The organism is Oribacterium sp. KHPX15 (assembly GCF_900107835.1).
GTDB lineage: Bacteria > Bacillota > Clostridia > Lachnospirales > Lachnospiraceae > Oribacterium.
In genome coordinates this window covers 62883-81423 of sequence record NZ_FNRG01000017.1, presented here as the reverse complement: position 1 = coordinate 81423, position 18541 = coordinate 62883, and the positions used below count along the sequence as shown (strand labels likewise).

General features: G+C 45.2%; 10 protein-coding genes. 9 read left to right on the top strand and 1 reads right to left on the bottom strand.

The features are described 5' to 3' along the window. Window positions 1-33: 33 nt before the first annotated feature. From BLV86_RS11045 to BLV86_RS18305, 4 genes are all read left to right on the top strand, one after another. On the top strand, window positions 34-1626 hold the full coding sequence (locus BLV86_RS11045) for a Wadjet anti-phage system protein JetA family protein (protein ID WP_090817224.1): 1593 nt from the start codon (window positions 34-36) through the stop codon (window positions 1624-1626). A gap of 161 nt (window positions 1627-1787) precedes the next feature. Next, window positions 1788-2447: a DUF4194 domain-containing protein gene (locus BLV86_RS11040; protein ID WP_090817221.1), complete on the top strand. Its 660-nt coding sequence runs from the start codon at window positions 1788-1790 to the stop codon at window positions 2445-2447. Window positions 2448-2654: 207 nt separating this feature from the next. Further along, complete coding sequence (locus BLV86_RS11035) at window positions 2655-5918, top strand: ATP-binding protein (RefSeq protein WP_175456516.1); 3264 nt, start codon at window positions 2655-2657, stop codon at window positions 5916-5918. Between the two features lie 181 nt (window positions 5919-6099). Beyond that, complete coding sequence (locus BLV86_RS18305; protein WP_242873292.1) at window positions 6100-7689, top strand: Wadjet anti-phage system protein JetD domain-containing protein; 1590 nt, start codon at window positions 6100-6102, stop codon at window positions 7687-7689. A gap of 111 nt (window positions 7690-7800) precedes the next feature. Here BLV86_RS18305 and BLV86_RS11025 read toward each other — a convergent pair whose 3' ends face one another. Beyond that, the gene (locus tag BLV86_RS11025; RefSeq protein WP_044916938.1) at window positions 7801-9147 is read right to left on the bottom strand and encodes an ATP-binding protein; all 1347 of its coding nucleotides are present in this window, start codon (window positions 9145-9147) and stop codon (window positions 7801-7803) included. Between the two features lie 853 nt (window positions 9148-10000). Here BLV86_RS11025 and BLV86_RS11020 point away from each other — a divergent pair. From BLV86_RS11020 to BLV86_RS11000, 5 genes are all read left to right on the top strand, one after another. Then, on the top strand, window positions 10001-11323 hold the full coding sequence (locus tag BLV86_RS11020; RefSeq protein ID WP_090817214.1) for a hypothetical protein: 1323 nt from the start codon (window positions 10001-10003) through the stop codon (window positions 11321-11323). Window positions 11324-11477: 154 nt separating this feature from the next. After that, window positions 11478-12245, top strand: a complete 768-nt coding sequence (locus BLV86_RS11015; RefSeq protein ID WP_031553433.1) for a sulfite exporter TauE/SafE family protein — start codon at window positions 11478-11480, stop codon at window positions 12243-12245. Window positions 12246-13044: 799 nt separating this feature from the next. Next, window positions 13045-15420 carry a thiamine pyrophosphate-binding protein gene (locus BLV86_RS11010; protein WP_090817211.1) on the top strand — a complete coding sequence of 792 codons (2376 nt, stop codon included), beginning with the start codon at window positions 13045-13047 and terminating at the stop codon, window positions 15418-15420. A 223-nt stretch (window positions 15421-15643) separates the two neighbouring features. Then, window positions 15644-16957 carry a sugar phosphate nucleotidyltransferase gene (locus BLV86_RS11005; RefSeq protein ID WP_090817208.1) on the top strand — a complete coding sequence of 438 codons (1314 nt, stop codon included), beginning with the start codon at window positions 15644-15646 and terminating at the stop codon, window positions 16955-16957. A gap of 186 nt (window positions 16958-17143) precedes the next feature. Then, window positions 17144-18127 (top strand): type I phosphomannose isomerase catalytic subunit, encoded by a 984-nt coding sequence (locus BLV86_RS11000; protein WP_090817205.1) that lies wholly within the window; start codon window positions 17144-17146, stop codon window positions 18125-18127. Window positions 18128-18541: the final 414 nt, after the last annotated feature.

Below are 18541 nucleotides of genomic sequence, written 5' to 3'. Positions count from 1 at the left end.
ATGATAGGAGCAGTAAAAATGAGGTTTCGCAAGATGACAACAATAAATAATCTATTCAATCAATTGCCTAACGGCTTCTTTAATCTGCTGGCCAGCAACAGTAACAATCAAATCTATGCGGACTGCCTGGAGCTTATCTTCCGTGAATACGAACGTGAAGTTTCCTATCGTATACCCAGAGACCGGATCCGTGATGCCATAGCAATCTATATTGCTGAGAATCATATAAAGGCATTGGATGAAGCTGATACAGATACTACAGTTAACAAATCCTCAGGACAAGAAACAAGATATGATTCAAAACAAGATTCAAGACAAGATAAGAAAAAAGGACAGATTAAAAGTGAAGGTCTAAGGGTTAAAAAGGATGCTGTGAATGCAGTTTCCAAAGGTCGCGGAAAAAACAAGCAGCAAGAGGCAAATGCAGTCGACCAGTCTCCCAACGACATCGCGAGCCGAATCATCTACAAGTTCCTGGATTCAAACATAGGCTGGCTGGAAGAAGAAATAGATGATGTAACCTATGAACGTCAGATAATCATGACCGAACAGGGCGTCCTGCTTGCTGAATTCCTGATGAACCTGAAACGCCCGGAAAAGGCCGAGTTTGCAAGCTATATCTTTGATATCTATAACACCCTCAACAATAAAGATCAGTGGCAGGACAACCCCTATGCCTTTGCATTGAAATCAGTATACAGAAATGCCAAAGCCCTGGCGAAATCTTTAAAACGGCTTTCTACTTATATGAAGAAATACATCGAGCAGATGGTGCATGAAGAGACATTGGAAAGCCTGACAAACAATCTTCTGGAATATTCCACCGGAAATTTCATACATGAATATGCCCGCCTCACAAAGCAGTCAAACATCCATCTCTACAGGCAGAGCATCAATAAGAAGCTGAGGCAGTTAAGAACCAACAAAGAGCTGTTCGAGTTGCTTGTCATCGGATGCTTTGACGAAGAAGACTTGCCAAATGAATCAGAAGCGGAAGAATTTGTCATTGACCTCATAGATAACACAAACCGATTCCTTAATCAGGATTATGACGAGATCCTGAGAGACATCAAAAATAAGATAACCCTTTACCTTGACATAGCTATAGGAAGAGCACGATTTATACAGAATAAAGAAGCAGATGCCAGGGGAAAAGTCGAGCAGGTTTTGAAATATATCGCAACGGAGATGGAATCCCTGGGAATGAAGGAAGAAATCCCCGAAGAGATGACCTCATTATTTGCTATGGATTCTCAGGAATTTCTGGATCTCCAGTCCCTCAGATACCCGAGAAAAGCCCAGCCCATACGAAAAGCCACAGTTGACCTGTATGAGGAAATGACAGAAGAGGACAGGGAAAGAGCCCGTATGCTGCAGGAGCGGGAAGCCTACAATCCCTACGCCAGGGAACTTATGAAGCAGTATATCGAGCAGCAGCTTCAGGGGCGCACAACCATGACAAGCGAGGAATTGCCTCTCGCCAGCAGAAGAGATGTTCTGGCGGCAGTATCGGCAGCGGCCTATGGCGATCAGAACGGCTATGACATTATCATGGACCGGGAGCCGGAGTATGAAGACAAGGGCGAATTTGTTCTTAGGAAGTTCATAATAAAGAAAAAGGGCTAATGTTTAGGCCGGTCAGATGGGCATTCATATGTCAGTGATGAGCGGCGTAAGAACATGTGCCTATAGATGATAAATAATGAAATGAGTTAATTAGCTTTGTATTCGTATGTCAGTGCTAAATGGCGGAAAACAAATGCTAGTGAGAGAGAAGGGAACCAGCAATGGAAATGCAAGAATATTGGGATGAGTTTACCGGCGGTGAAAAGGATCAGTTTCAGAGAGCCGCAAGAAGACTACTGAGGACAACTTTTATCGTCAGGGATAAGGACGAAGACAGCAAAAAGCTCTACTATTTCGTATCCAACCAAAGAGAGGCTCTAAGCCTGTACCTCGGCTACATCGGTTTCGACCTCATAGTAGACAGAGAAAACGGCGTGATAATGCTTAGAAACCTGGACGAAGGCGGCGAGTTTGGGCGCGTCGGCTCCAACAGGTTAATGCTTAGAAAGGTAGACAGTCTCCTCCTCTGTGCCATCTGGACCATATATGATGACAAGATCCATTCCGGCACCATGTCGCGAAAGATATTCATTTCGGTAATGGACCTCAACTTCACTCTGGAGAAATTCGGAGTAAAGGATATCATCGATAAAACAACCATGAGCGATAGCCTCAAGCTGTTTAAGAAATACAATCTCCTGGATGTGGTGGGAAAAGTCGGAGATCCGGACTGCCGTATCGCACTGTTCCCGTCGCTTCTTTACTGCATGAACGATGACGAGTTTGAGACATTTTTGAAGAATGCAACAGACAGAATGCTTCAAAGGAAATCAGGATTCAACAGCGAGGACGAAGAAGACGAAACAGATGATATGGTCTAGTGGTTCCGGGTTTTTTTGAAATTTTCAAACCTGATATATGATGCTATACAAGGTTGCAGCAGGTTTTGAGAAACACGATAAGACTTTTCAGACCTTAGCGGATCAAATAGTTGACGGACTGATGTTCACAAGAGGAAGTCAATTATATCTGCATCTGTAGGTCGGGAATTAACAGCAAAAATAATGCATCTATTAGGAGACATTGTGATGGAAGAACAGACAACATTAAACAGAAAAACCGCCTCCAGGCTTTTACTTATAAACTGGTCAAGATTTCAGAGGGAGATTATCAGACTTGAGGGCTCAACGCTCATTACCGGTATCAATGGTTCCGGCAAATCCACCATACTGGATGCCATGACATTCCTCTTAACCGGCAATACCAAGTTCAATACAGCAGCAAAGGATCGTGACAGAAGTGTCCTTGCCTACGTTCGCGGGGATACAAGGAGCAATGGGGACAGCAGGTATCTTCGTGGAAAAGATAAAGCAGTTATAAGTTATATTGTTATGGAGTTCTGGTCACCTGTGGACGAACAGTATCAGCTTTGCGGGGTGGTCATGGAATCTCCCAACTGTACAGAATGTAAGATGCAGAACTGGTTTGTAATAAGAGATGCCCGTCTTGAAGACGCAAATTTCTGTGAAATCAAGGACGGAAATCTTTATGTAACACCGAAAAATGAACTTCACGTCCATGGAAAACTGATTAAGGCTTCCGAGTTTAAAAGAAAAGAAGAAGGAACAAGCCAGCTGCTCCGAACCCTGGGACTCCGCTCCGATGTACATACCTATAGGCAGAAGATCATGAAAATGATGGCATTTAACCCGGAGAATAACATTGACAAGTTCATCCAGGACTGCGTTTTCGACGCCGGAAACATTCAGTCACTTGCAAATCTCAAGGAGCAGAGACAGAAATTCGAAGAAATAAAAGCCCTTTATGAGCGTTTGAGCCAGGGGAAAAAGAAACTGGAAGAACTTGAAAAGGTAGTGCAGGAATATGAAGAGAAGCTTCGCAGGTACAATGTCCGCCGTATGATGTTCAGATACCAGGATACTGTGGCCATAAGTGAGCAGCAGGAGGAAAGTATCCGGAGAGCCGAATTTTTAAGGAAGCAGCTGAAGGATCTGGAAGCCAAATATGAAATCGCGCTCCGTGATTACAATGCTGCCAACGAGCGTCTCACCATCTGCAGAAGCAACCAGGACTTCCAGAACATGCAGTCACAGCTAAGCGGCCTGGAGCATCAGATCGAGAACATGAGCCGTGATCTCACTGATCTCGAAAAGGATATAGCAACTCTCACTAAACTTGAGGAGCAGATCGGGGCACTGCTTAACTGGGCACTGCCGGAGCTTAATGAGGAAGACAGAAGGGTGGGAACAGCATTTTCCGACCCTGAGATTGCAGCGGATAGGAAGCTATCTGCATTTTTCTCTCTTAAAACTCAGCTTACTCAGGAAAAGGAGAAGATATCTGCGGATCTTGTCCACATTGGTGACGCGGTTAAGGAGCTTCAGGACGAGAAGATAGAGGTTGCGAAAACCATTCGTCAGCTCGAAAACAATGTAATGACCTATCCAAAGGAAGCAGAGGCGGCCAAAGCAGAAATTAAGAAAGCATTTGCAGAAGACGGAATCGACACAGATGTCCGTTTCCTTGCCGAGCTTGTATCCGAAGTGAAGGAGCCCAAATGGCGGAGAGCCATAGAGACCTTCCTTGGCAGAAAACGCTTTTTCATCATAGTGGACGGGAAATACTGTCACCGTGCCATGGAGGTGCTGCACAATTCCAAAAACTACTCCGCCACAGTTGTGATCACTGATAAGCTTCCGGATACGGAGGCTCAGGAAGGCTCCGCCGCCGGCATTCTTACTGTGCCTAATGTTTACGCCAGAAGGTATGTGAACTACCTTTTAAACGGAATACACCTCTGCAAAGACCTTGAGGAGCTTCATGATTTCCCCAAAGGCGGTCTCATGGAGGACGGCGGACTTGCGAAAAGCTATGCATTTTCCAACATGGATATCCGGAAAACGAAGATATATTTCGGACAGGACGCCATAAAACTACAGTTAAAGGAAGCGAAGAAACAGGAGGAGCAGCTCCGGGAAGAGCTTGCGCATAAGGAAGAGGAACTCAAAGTCCTGAGGGAGCATAAGGACGAACTGGAAAAGCTTGATCTCAACGAAGACCACTATAAGATGAATGCACCTTTGCTCCATGCTGAACAGTCAGAGAAGAAGCGTGAGCTTGAAAAGGCCCTCAGCGATCTTAAGAACAATCCTGACTTCGTGGCGATCCTTCAGGAGCAGGAGGCCGCTCAGGCTGCGGTAAAGACAGCAGACAGCATCAGACAAAAGGCGGAGCAGGACATCATTGTCAATAAAAATGAAACTGCACACGAGGAAAAGAACCAGTTCGAGCTTTCAGGCAAACTGAAGGTGGCTGAAAACCAGTATCTGGAGCTGGAGCGTGAACATTTCGAGCTGAAGAAAGAAATGCTGTCCGAGTATGAAAAGCTCAGAGAAAGAAACGGCCGCTCCATCGTGGTGACTGAAAAGCGTCTTAACGAGCTCAGGAACGAAGTTGAGAACAACCTGGTTAAAAACATGGAGGACATCCAGATAGCCTATTGCCGTATCGCCGGTGGAGACATGAACAGAAGAGGTCCCGCATTTATCGTGTATTATCGTGGGCTTTACCAGGATCTTGCCAATGTTCAGATCGAAAGAGCTTCGGAAAGCCTTCAGGAACAGGCAGGCAAGCTGGAAAGCGCCTTCATGAATGACTTTGTGGCGGAGATCAGGGAAAAGATTACCGCCGCAAGAGAGGAAATGGACAACATTAACCGGGAACTCAGGAAGATACCTTTCGGAAACGATACTTATAAATTTATTATGGAAGAAAAGCCCGACAGACAGGTATTCTTCCGCATCTCCAATAAGCTCAATGCCTACATGGATAATCCTGAGGTTTATATGAACTCTCTCCGTAACGATGAGGAAATGGAACGTGACATCAAAGAGTTTATGGACCTGATCCTTGACAGTGAAGATGAGTCTGAGTACACGGATTACAGAAATTACTTCACCTACGATATGGAGATAACCAGCCGTCAGGGCAAGGAGGAAATGCAGGCAGAACTGTCAAAGAAACAGGGATCAGCCAGCAACGGAGAAAAGCAGACACCCTACTTTATCATTCTGGCAGCGTCACTTCTCCAGTGTTATCCCAAGGACAAATGCTGCATGCGCCTCGGCTTCATTGATGAGGCATTCTCAGCATTATCAAAGGAACGAATCGAGAAAATGGTGCAGTATTTCGAGGAAAACAACTTCCAGATAATTTACGCTGCACCGCCTGAGAAGATCGCAAGCATTGGATCATACATTCATTCCACAGTGAGCCTGGTGGAGTCGGGAAGATATACACATGTGGTTGAAGGTCTTGTGAAGGTATCGTAAACGTTGTCTCCTATAGTTGTTCCGTACAATGAGCTTTGTAGAGTCGGGACGGTATACCCAAGTGGTTGAAGGTCTTGTGAAGGTATCGTGGCCGAATTCTCCTATAGCTGTTCCGCACAATGGGTTTTGTAGAGTCGGGACGGTATACCCGAGTGGTTGAAGGACTTGCAGAGGTATCGTGATGCAGAAAAAAGAAATAACGAAGTATCAGAGGAAGGTGCTGAGCCTTCTTCTGAACAAATATGAAAGAAGTAAAACCTATTCCGGGGAAAATAAAGTCAATCAGTCCTTTGTTATCCGCCCGGATGCTGTCTTTCGCGAGTATTACAGCGATTTTGCTGACCCGAGGGAACTACGGAATTTTCACCAGGAAATGGAAGAGCTGGAGCATTTTCTGCCGGCAGGTGTGGGGAAACCTGAAGATTTTTCTAAAGCAGACGGAAATAAGCCTGAAGACGTTCTGTCAGCAAATGTGGAGAAGCCTAGACAATTTTCGTCGTCAAATGGGGTGGAGCTTGTAACTCTTTCCTGGAAAAATGGGGAGATACAGTCCATTAAGGCTAATGTAGAGGTAATGCCTTTTTACTACAAGCTTTTGGGGAGTGAAAGCAAAGATCAGCTCAGGGAGGCAGAAAAGGAATTCTACAGAGGCTGGCTCGGCGCACACCCGATAATTGATATCTTCGTGACTGAGCAGCTGGAACGCCTGGAATCCGGGAAAAAGGCATCTCTTGACGGGCACAGCTCCATTGACCGGGAGACAGCGGACAAAGTACTTAAGCTGGTAGAAGCTTTAATAACAAATGAAAAGGATATCCTGGAACGGGAGCTTTCCATCATGGTGCTTTCTGACAGCAAGACATTTGAAAAACAATTCCGCACCCGTGTGTGCAGGTTTTTGACTCGATATGACAAAAGATGGGAGAATGAAACCTGGGATGAGATAGAGGACGAACGGGAGAAACAGCAGATAATCCTTGAAGAATATCAGGTGTTTGCAAATCCCTCCTATGTTTATCTGAAGGGCGATGGAGATCTGTGGTTTGAGGGTTCCGGAGAAAAGATGCATCTAAGCTGTGAGCATCCTCAGGGGCTTTCGGAAACTCCACGATTTGATGGATCCGGCGAGAAACTACATTTGAGTTGTAAGCATCCTCTGGCCCTTTCATCGGAAACCCTGCGAAAGCTGAAAAGGATTAAAATCTATGGGGAAAAGATTATAACTGTTGAAAATCTCACATCCTTCAACAGATTGCCCGCGAGAAATGATAGTTTCTATATTTATCTAAGTGGATATCATAATACGGTAAAACAGAAGCTTTTACAGAAGATATACAAAGATCAGGAAGATGAGAGGTATAAGAATTCTCAGAAGATAAACAATGATCAGGAAGCCGAGAAGCAACTGCATAAAAAATATGCGGAACGAGAAACGGAGAAGCAACCTCAGAAAATATATCAGGATCACGAATGCGAAAAGCAGTGGCTCCATTTCGGAGATATCGATCCCGACGGCTTTTATATTCTCGAAAGCCTGCGTAGAGGAACCGGCATAGACATTAGCCCACTTTGGATGGGAATTGATGAACTAAAAACCTATGCTGATTACGGAAAGCACCTTGAAGAAAACGACAGGACAAAGGCGAAAAATCTCTTGTCCTATGGCAAATACACAGATGTTATAAGCTATATGTTGGAAAACAACCTGAAATTGGAACAGGAGATCATCAGCTGGATGAGCCAGTTCCAACCTGTGCCACACATTTCATGAGCCACATTTGCGCCATTATCTACATTTTATTAAAAGGAAGCAAAAAAGTCACATAGGTACTTTTTTGCTTCCTTGCTATTGATCGCAAATTATTCATTATCAGCGTAATTATTAAAAAGTTATATTTTCTAAGAGTACATCTTCATTAGAAGCATTATTTATAAACATTGTCATATATATAGGCATATAGGTGATTTTATCTTCGCTAGAGATATTACAGTCCGCAAGAACAAACGCTTCATTCATTTCATATTGTTCATTTGCTAAACAATTATTAAGGGCAGAGTGAATGGTATAATCCTTGCCACTCTTTATTTCCAGCGGAAAGCTTCCACCTAAATACTCTATTACAAAGTCCAGCTCACCAAGTCTGTTTGAATTATAATAATATAAATCAAATCCTTTACTTTTTAATTCCTGAGCAACCGCGTTTTCAAATATTCCTCCACCATTTAAGTGGGGATCATTTGAAATGATTCTTCGTTTTGTATCCATCCCATACAATGATGTAAGCATTCCAACATCGGACAAATACAGCTTAAACAAACTCTGTTTAATATTTGCCTTCAAAGGAACTCTTGGTTCTGTCGCGTTATAAACAGAATGTGCAACTCCTGAGTTATTCAGCCATAAAAAGGAGTCTTCAATACGATCAAATCGAAGTCCTTTTTTTACGTCTGTCACAACATATCTTCTGTTTTGTTTTAGCAACTCTGCCGGAATCTTTTCATAGAGGTTTATAAGCTGAAGTTTTTTATCTTCGGATTCATAACGTGTAAAATCCAATTTGTATAAATTTATGATATCATTGTGAATTCGTATTATATCATTCAGGTTGCGCGTTTCAGCAAATGTACTTACTGCATCAGGCATCCCTCCGACCACAAGATATTGTCGAAACAGAGACATTAACTTTGAATGTACTGTATCCATTATGGGCATTCTTTTAAAAAAAGATTCCCTAAGATGTTCCATAATGTTTTGTGTAATGTTTGTTACCTGCAGGAATTCTTCAAAATCCAACGGGAACATATCAATAGTTGTCATATATCCCACAGGAGCAGATTCCAGATTTGTAAGCTCTACACCTAAAAGAGAACCACTCAATATATATCTAAAGCTGCCTTCATCGACCAGAAACTTTATTCGTGTAACAAGTTCTTTGCATTTTTGAACCTCATCGATGAATATTACAGTTTCTTTCTTAACTAAAGGCATATCTTTAATTGCAGATAATCCTAATATAAAGTCATCAATATCAGTAGTCTTCATGATCACATCGATTGCTTCCGGAGACTCTATCAGGTTAACTTCATAGTACTTATTTCCAAGCTCTTTCAGAACATTTCTGACAACATATGTTTTGCCTACCTGACGGGCACCTTTTATCAGCAGTGCCTTATTATTTGATTTATACCATTTTTTGATATCTTCACTTACTTTTCTTCTTAATTCCATGGTTTTTACTCCTTGTATAAAATATGATAAAGTAGTGGTGACAAAAATACAATGTAAAAAAACAAAGATATGACAAAAATACAATGCAAAAATGCAAAAAATGACAAAAAAACAAAGTCTTTAGCGAAGTTTTTGACAAAAATAAAACCAATTCGTATTTTAGCCAGTAAACCGGTGCAAAAATCAAGGACAATTTTTAGCCAGTTTTTGCCCTTGATGGAATTGAAATTGACAGCGATGGAATAAAAATAGACAGCAATGGAATAAATTCAGACAGTCCGGACTTAAAGTAGACACTTCCAGATTAGTAACAGTTCAGCCAGGATGCCTTATTTTTGCAGTGAACAAGGCATTACATTGACCCATATTCCGGTTACCAGCATTTGAGTCATCCTGAATGGCAGCTTATAATGACTTAATTTCAGGTAATCAGGATTTGGGTCATCCTGAATGGCAGCTTATAATGACTTAATTTCAGGTAATCAGGATTTGGGTCATCCTGAATGGCAGGTTACATTGACTCAATTTCAGGTAATCAGGATTTGGGTCATCCTGAATGGCGGGTTACATTGACTTATATTCTGAATTCTGAGTTTTAAGGTCAATCAGTGGTTCCAATAACTCCGGATGGTGGGGAAAAGAGTCGACCACGGTCTTCGCGAACCATTGCCGGCTGAACTGTTACCCAGATTATGAAAATTAACTGAATTATAATTAAAGTTCATTGACCGGGAACGGTCCAAGTGTTAGGGTTGTGCGATGTGAAAACACTAGCTGCTTATTTATAAGAAGACTATTTCAAAATATAAGTACTTTAGTTGTAGGTTGAGAGCTCTATTTTTGAGGAAATTAAATGGAATATTTAAACTACGCGCAGCACTATTTTGATAAGGACATGGCCATATCCTTCTTCCTTGTATCCCTGGCCGGACTTGTCATTGTTATGGGGATAATATTTATGACGGCCAGAATCTGGCAGGAAATAGACCCGGAGGAGATACCGGAAGAAGATCAGGAAGAATTAGATGACCCTGATGAAATTTCTGAAGGAAATCTTCGACGGGTTTCACGCCATGTATCTGAAAGAAATACAATTGGTGATGATTTGGAATCAGATGAGGATGACATTTATGATGACTCAGATGATTTCTACGACGAGGAAGATTCAGAAGTTAAAACAAATCGCAGAAACCTGGCCTGCATAAACCGAAGCATCTCCAGGGTTTCCGAATCTGATATTGGTATGGAAGATGGCGAAGAAAGACATAGAGAAACCATCGGAAGAAGAGTTGGAAGAACTAATGAAAGAATTCGGGATTTAAACATTGACGATAGTCAGAGTCTGAATAGAGGCCGAAGCGAAAGAGACGGTGTAAGCTCAGGCAGGAACGGTGATACGGAGATTTCTCAAAGAGCAAGCATAAACCGAAGCGGAAGTAGAGTTATCGCCCCTGAAAGCCGGAACATCAGCCGGAGCGCCGGCAGAAGTCGGAGCCGAAACATTAGCCGCAACCGTGGCAGGAACCAACGTCGCAGACTTATCGGTCGCAGAACCCCGGACTTCAGGTATCGCCGCCCGCTGGAATTCATAGAATCCTTCTACGAACTTGTATTCGCCAGCACCTCGATCCTGCTGCTCCTGTCGCTGTACTACATCATCGGCGACCGCATAAACGTGGACAGCATTAACGCTATGTGGAACGACTACAAGGACTGGCTGCTCCTACTTTTCCTGCTTCTGTCAATGCTTCTGAATCGAATCCTTGACCGGATCCTAGTGCCCATGCGCCATATCGATGCCAAGCAGAGAGCCTCCATGAGACTCGTAAGCTCCATCTACGTGGTGTTTATCCTTCTATATATAAGGTTCATTTACGAAAGCTACAACTACGAAAGTCTCATCATATACTTCGTAATGCTGGTAGTTGGCCGTCTTTTCTACTTTGACGTCACCTGGGAAGGCTTCAAAAGCGACATCACAGGTATTGTAAAAAACTTCCCCTTCGTTATACTAATGGGAGCGTATACAGCGGGAGTTACCTGGTACGGATTCCATTCGGGCTTCCTGCTTAAGGCCAATGGCGTCCTGGTCAGCACCCTCATTGCCCATCTGTTCATGGATGTGTGCATCGTGCTCTTTGATAAATCGAGGATCTGGAAGCTGTTTCTACGGTAAGTATAGAACATAAAATTTGTCTGAATGGATTAACCCCCGCTTTTTTAATGTTCTTGGCAAATAATTCAATAACACAAGAAAGCCGATTAGATCGGCATCTGTACGTCAAAAAATATAATTAAAAATCGTTAATATAAGAGTAAGGGAAACGATTATGGAATTGACTTTAACAACCTATCTGATTTGCTGCCCGCTTCTATTTATTGCGGGATTTGTGGATTCCATCGGTGGAGGCGGAGGGCTGATATCCCTCCCGGCTTATCTTTTGGCTGGACTCCCGGCACACATGGCCATAGCCACCAACAAGCTGTCCAGCACCTGCGGAACCACAGTCGCCACCGCGAGATTCATTAAGCAGGGCCTCATCAACTGGAAAATCGCAGTGCCATCCATAGTGGCAGCAATCATTGGCTCTTCTATGGGAGCAAGACTCAGTCTTCATATACCGGAAAAAGTGCTTGTGACCGTGCTTATGTTTGTGCTGCCGGTGACAGCCTTCATCGTTATTAACAAAAATCTCTTCAAAGATAACGGAGACACTGAAGCAGTTCCGGACAGACGAACCTACATCACCGCCGTTGCGGCAGCCCTTATCATCGGCTTCTATGACGGACTTTATGGCCCCGGAACAGGAACCTTCCTCATAATTGCATTCACAGTATTTGCTAAACTCGGCGTAAAGAGTGCTAACGGCCAGACCAAAGCCATTAACCTCACCACCAACATCACCTCCCTCGTCATATTTATAATGAGTGGCAACACCCTCTTCGCCCTCGGCATCCCCTGCGCTCTCTGCAACATGCTCGGCAACTACATCGGCGCCGGCCTCATGATGAAAAACGGCATCAGACTCGTCCGTCCGTCCATCATGATTGTACTGATGCTGCTTGCTGTAAAAATCGGCGTAGAGCATATTGTATGATGCAAATCCAACTAGAAATTCATCAGGAATCATTCTATAAATTTTAAATTTCAAAAAGGAACTCAAATCATTTGAGTTCCTTTTTGAGTTAATACAAAATATTTGAGTTATTTTTTTGAATTGTACCCCTTGTCAAGGACACAAAAGATTTTAGTTGCCCCAATTTTTGGACAACTATAATTAGAAATGACCTCAAACCCAGTATTGCTCTTTTTGAGTCATCTACCACTAGGTAGCGGATTGACCTCATATCATGAAATATTCCTTTTGGGTCATCCGATGAGTGCTGTAGACATGACCTCAAGCTTAGTATTGCTCTATTTGGGTCATCTACCACAAGGTGCCTGATTGACTTAATTTCAAGGAATCTTCCTTTTGGGTCATCCGATGGCCGCTGTAAACGTGACCTAAAACCCAATATTGCTCTTTTTGGGTCATCTACCACAAGGTGCCTGATTGACTTAACTTCAAGGAATCTTCCTTTTGGGTCATCCGATGAGTGCTGCAGACATGACCTCAAATCCGAAATTATTCTAATTGAGTCACCCGTTGTAAGGCGATTGAATACAAAATATTTGAGTTCGTATATTAAGATAACGATTAGAAACTAAAAATTTATGGCTTAACTTAAATTAATAAGAATAAGGATAAAAAGGGAGATCACCCAATTACAGATCCTTTGCATTATTTTATGTATAAATTTTAAGGTTGCGCCACAGAGGCCCCATATCTTAAAATGGAATGAATGAATTACATCGGAAAATAAAGCTGCCCGAAAAGCAGCAGAATGGAGAACTAAATGAGGATAAAACTAGCGAAGTACATATCTGAAACACTTGTCAAAAACGGTATCACCCAGAACTTCTCTGTCACAGGCGGCGGCGCCATGCATCTTAACGATGCCTTCGGACACCAGAAAGGTATGCATACACTTTATCAGCATCATGAGCAGGCCTGCGCCATGGCAGCGGAAGCCTATGCCCGTATATATAACCGCCCGGCTCTTCTTTGCGTGACCTCGGGCCCCGGCGGCACCAATGCCATCACCGGCGTTCTGGGCGCCTGGCTCGACTCCATACCCATGATCGTAGTTTCCGGACAGGTCCGTTATGACAATACCGCCCGCTGGGCAGAAGAGCAGAACGGTACTCGCCTTAGAGCCATGGGAGATCAGGAATTTGAGATCACAAAGTCCATCACCTGCATGACAAAATATGCGGAAATGCTCAGTGACCCCATGAGAGTCCGCTATGCTGTGGAAAAATGCATCTACCTCTCACAGACTGGCCGCCCCGGTCCGGTCTGGCTGGATATCCCCGTTGACGTTCAGGGAACTTTCATCGAGACAGACGACCTGGTAGGCTTCGATCCTGAGGATTATGAAGCAGGAGGCGACGGATGGCGTAAATACGAAATTTTGGATAAAAATTCAGCACTTTCTGAAAGTAAAGTACAATCCGATGAAAAAGCACTTAACAAAGATGCAGAAACACCGGATTCTTCAAATTCCGATACCGCAGAGCTTCTGAAACAAACAGCAGCTTCCTCAAATGCTAACACCGCAGATGCATCAGAACTTTCAAATGCTGACGCATTAGCTCTTCTGAATAAAGCCGGAATTAACAGCAACCTTCACCTCCGTTTCGAAGACGGCAACACCGCTGACCGCGAGAAGCCGGTACCGCCACTTGACCCGACTATCCCAAAGAAGATCATCGAGAAGGTGGCAGCATCAAAGCGCCCAATCTTCTATACAGGAAACGGAATACGCATCGCCGGTGCAGAAACCCTCTTCCTTGAGGTTGCCCACAGACTCAATATTCCTATAGTAGTCGGCTGGAATGCCCCCGACATCATCCCCACAGAGGATCCGCTTTACGTTGGACGCCCCGGTGGACGAGGCGATCGCCCCGGAAACATCGCAGTACAGAATTCTGACCTGATTCTCAGCATTGGCTCCCGACTCAACATCCGTCAGGTAGGCTACAACTTCACGACCTGGGCAAGAGAAGCCTACGTTATCGTAAACGACATCGACGCAGATGAGCTCAGAAAGCCATCAGTTCACTGCGATCTCCCGGTTCACGCAGATGCAAGAGCGCTCCTCAAGGCTCTGCTCCATGAGCTTGACAAAATGGGCGTCACCAGAGACAACCCTCTTTTCAAGGGCGGCGAAGGCATGAACCGCGAGGATGCCGCAAGCATTTGCCACACAGAAAAAGCAAAGGAAGTTGTTGGCGGTGCTGCCTCCAACCTCACCTGGCTCGAGACCTGCGCCTTCTATAGACAAAACTACCCCACCGTCCTTCCGGAGCACTTCACACCAAACAGCGAAGCTCCCGACAAACAGGACGACCCTGAGAACCGTGCCAATGTCTACGCCGTTGTGGACGTCATTTCCCGCATGGCAGAGCCCGGCCAGGTAACAGTAGTTGGCAACGGCTCCCCCTGCGTAGCCGGCGGCCAGGCTTACATCATTAAGAACGGAACCCGCTTCATCTCCCAGGACGGCGTTGCCTCCATGGGATACGGCCTCCCGGCAGCCATAGGCGCAGCCGTAGCTGTCCATTCCGTTAATGCTTCCGGCGACCCATCCTACCATGAAACCGTGGACGAGCGTCTTCAGGCAGAAATACGCGACCCGTACTGGACCGGAAAAGAAGAAACCTACCCGCCATACGAGAAGCATGACATCATCCTTCTCACAGGCGACGGCTCCATCCAGATGAACCTTCAGGAGCTTCAGACCATAATAAGTCACAAGCTTCCTATAAAGATATTCCTCATCAACAACGGCGGCTACCACTCCATCAGACAGACCCAGTCGAACCTGTTCAAAGGAGAGCCCCTTGTAGGAATCGGCGTTGACTCCGGCGTCGAAGGCATTAACGACCTCAGCTTCCCGGACATGGAGAAACTGGCCGCAGCCTACGGCTACCCCTTCATGAGGGTATGGCACAACCAGGACCTGGAAGCCGCAGTGCAGAAAACCTTCGATACAGAAGGCCCCGTAATCTGCGAGATCATGGTGACCATGTCCCAGCAGTTCCTCCCGAAGTCCGCTGCGAAGAAACTCCCCGACGGCTCCATCGTCAGCCCGCCACTGGAGGACATGGATCCCTATTTGTCTGACGATGAGATGAACAAAGTTATGCTTGTTAAAAGGGTAAATTAGTTTTATTATTCTGTTTACCAATAACCATTTAAATAACCAGGAAATGCAAGGGATGTGTAACTAGGCTTGCGAGTTGAAAGAACATCCTGTTCTGAGTGTCCGACCCAGACACACGTCAGTGTGATCGGGGGCGAACACTCGGAACAGGATGTACTTTCAATCTCGTGGGCCGTTGCGCAACCCTTGCATTTCCGTCCGTTATCAAAGACTAAAGGAAACAAACATGAATATAATTTTACTATCCGGCGGCAGCGGAAAGCGCCTCTGGCCCCTTTCCAACGACATCCGCTCCAAACAGTTTATAAAAATCTTCAAAAAATCAGACGGCGAGTACGCCTCCATGGTCCAGCGCATCTACGACCAGATCAAAACCGTAGACCCGGACGCCAAAGTGACCATCGCCACCAGCAAATCTCAGGTATCCTCCATCCATAACCAACTGGGCTACGACGTTGGCATCAGCGTGGAACCCTGCAGAAGAGATACATTTGCAGCCATCGCTCTGGCCACCGCCTACCTCCACGATGAAAAGCAGGTGCCGGAAAACGAGGCAGTAGTTGTGTGCCCCGTTGACCCCTACGTGGATTTCTCCTACTTCGAGTGCGTAAACAAGCTCTACGAAAAAGCAGAGAAAGGCGACAAGAACCTGGTCCTCATGGGCATTCAGCCCACCTACCCCAGCGACAAGTACGGCTACATTAAGCCCATAAAGGACGAGAAGGGTAATGCTGCCTACGCCTTCACCGAAAAGCCCACCGAGGAAAAAGCGAAGGAATACATCGAGGCCGGCGCCCTCTGGAACGGCGGCGTTTTCGCCTACAAGCTTTCCTACGTTCTCGACAAGGCGAAGGAACTTCTCGGCACCTCAGACTACGCCGAGCTCTTCTCGGACTATGAGAACCTCAGGAAGATTTCATTTGACTACGCAGTCGTTGAGAACGAAAAGAGCATCGAGGTCGTGCGCTACGAAGGCGAGTGGAAGGACGTCGGAACCTGGAACACCCTCACCGAAGTTATGGACGAAAACATTATCGGAAATGGACAGGTGAACGATCAGTGTGCCAATGTTCACATCATCAACGAACTTGGCATCCCGATCCTCGGCATGGGCCTCAAGGATATGGTGATTTCCGCAAGCCCCGAAGGCATTCTTGTGTCCGACAAGGAGCAGAGCGCTCAGATCAAGCCATACGTGGACGCCATTGACCAGCAGATCATGTTCGCCGACAAGTCCTGGGGAACCTACAGAATCCTTGACGTGGAGGAAAATTCCCTGACCATCAAGGCCACTCTCAAGCCCGGTCATAGGATGAATTACCATTCCCACGAGCACCGCGACGAAATCTGGAACGTCATTCAGGGCACCGGCAAAACCATCGTTGACGGCATGGAGCAGCCTATCAAGCCCGGCGACGTGGTGACCATGGCAGCAGGCACGAAGCACACCGTCATCGCCGGTGACGAAGGCCTGCAGCTCATCGAAGTGCAGCTCGGCAAGGACATCAATGTCGGCGATAAGAAGAAATATGAATTGTAATGGGATATTGGTTTTCATCTATACAGAGATAAACGGTTAAAACATGCATTTACAGAACAGATTGATGTGAATATATTCCATAACTATTTATGTCACCGATGGAAATCGGTGATATGAATAATAGTGTAAAAATACTTCCCATTACTATATGTGCCACCGATGTAAATCGGTGGTATGAGGACAATTATGAAAGAAAAAACACCATTTGTTTTGAAGCCGGCGGCACAGGATTACCTATGGGGCGGCACAAAACTAAATGACGATTTCAATCTAAATATAGACATTAACCCCTTTGCGGAGGCCTGGGTCTGCTCCACGCACCCCGACGGCCCTTCGACCCTTGAGGACGGCAGACCACTTACGGAAATCCTCCGGGAGCACCCCGAATATCTCGGCACCCACCCCCTGGAAACCATGGGCGGCAAGCCGGAGCTGCCTATCCTGATAAAACTCATAGACGCGAAACAGGACCTGTCCGTGCAGGTTCACCCCGACGATGAGTATGCATTTGCCCATGAAAACGGCTCCTTAGGTAAGACCGAAATGTGGTATGTTCTCGACGCAAAGCCGGGAGCAAAGCTTGTTTACGGCTTCAGCCATGACGTTACGGAGGCCCAGGTCAGAAGAGGCATCGAAACCGGAAAGATAGAAAAGCACCTTAACCACGTGAAGATATTCAAGAACGACCTCTTCTATATAGAATCCGGAACCGTACATGCCATCGGCGCCGGTGCCCTGATAGCAGAGATCCAGGAAAGCAGCAACCTTACCTACAGATTCTACGACTACAACCGCGTGGACAAGAACGGAAACAAGCGACCTCTCCATATTGAAAAGGCACTGAAGGTTGCGAACCTCAAGGCAAGCTCCAAGCCGCGCCAGCCCATGAGAGTTCTGAAGTACGAGAACGGCCGCGCCAGCGAGCTTCTCACCCGCTGCAAATATTTCCAGGTGGAGCGCTGGCTTCTAAACACCGAAGGCCGCCAGATGCCCGGATTCCGCGCAGAAGAGAACAGCTTTCATGCCCTGTTAGTTACCGACGGCTGCGGCGTCCTCTACGGAGATGACTTCAGCATTAACTTCTTCAAAGGCGACTGCATTTTCATCCCCGCCTCAAGCGAAAACATGAAGCTCCACGGCAAGGCACAGATATTGAATGTCAGCTGCTGAGGAAAATATGACTTAACTTTCGGATTATGTAATTTGAATCATTCTGATAAAACTCGATGTTTGACTCACATTGTAACTTTTGCAAGATTTAAGTCATATAAATATTTTAAGAATATTGACTCACTTTTGGGATTAGGTGTCTTGAGTCATATAGGCACGCTGAGGTCGTTGACTCGCCAGAAGAATATGAATATTAAAGTCAAAATTAGTAGAATATGCAATATAAACTGTATGGCAAATAATTTTTTACTTGTCAAACTCAGATAATTGATTATTATAAAGGTCATATGAGCGATTTAAATCCGCGAATAAAGAGGGGATATGACGGATATTGGATTTTGGAGAGGTCCTGTGTGGATATCCGGCATAGGCATTAGTCTCTCGCTTTGCGAAAAATAAGGGGCTAATGTTTAA

Bases quoted from the DNA above. Each gene is read 5' to 3' on its own strand.
- BLV86_RS11045 (WP_090817224.1), top strand. From the start codon at position 34: ATGACAACAATAAATAATCTATTCAATCAATTGCCTAACGGCTTCTTT.
- BLV86_RS11040 (WP_090817221.1), top strand. From the start codon at position 1,788: ATGGAAATGCAAGAATATTGGGATGAGTTTACCGGCGGTGAAAAGGAT.
- BLV86_RS11035 (WP_175456516.1), top strand. From the start codon at position 2,655: ATGGAAGAACAGACAACATTAAACAGAAAAACCGCCTCCAGGCTTTTA.
- BLV86_RS18305 (WP_242873292.1), top strand. From the start codon at position 6,100: ATGCAGAAAAAAGAAATAACGAAGTATCAGAGGAAGGTGCTGAGCCTT.
- BLV86_RS11025 (WP_044916938.1), bottom strand. From the start codon at position 9,147: ATGGAATTAAGAAGAAAAGTAAGTGAAGATATCAAAAAATGGTATAAA.
- BLV86_RS11020 (WP_090817214.1), top strand. From the start codon at position 10,001: ATGGAATATTTAAACTACGCGCAGCACTATTTTGATAAGGACATGGCC.
- BLV86_RS11015 (WP_031553433.1), top strand. From the start codon at position 11,478: ATGGAATTGACTTTAACAACCTATCTGATTTGCTGCCCGCTTCTATTT.
- BLV86_RS11010 (WP_090817211.1), top strand. From the start codon at position 13,045: ATGAGGATAAAACTAGCGAAGTACATATCTGAAACACTTGTCAAAAAC.
- BLV86_RS11005 (WP_090817208.1), top strand. From the start codon at position 15,644: ATGAATATAATTTTACTATCCGGCGGCAGCGGAAAGCGCCTCTGGCCC.
- BLV86_RS11000 (WP_090817205.1), top strand. From the start codon at position 17,144: ATGAAAGAAAAAACACCATTTGTTTTGAAGCCGGCGGCACAGGATTAC.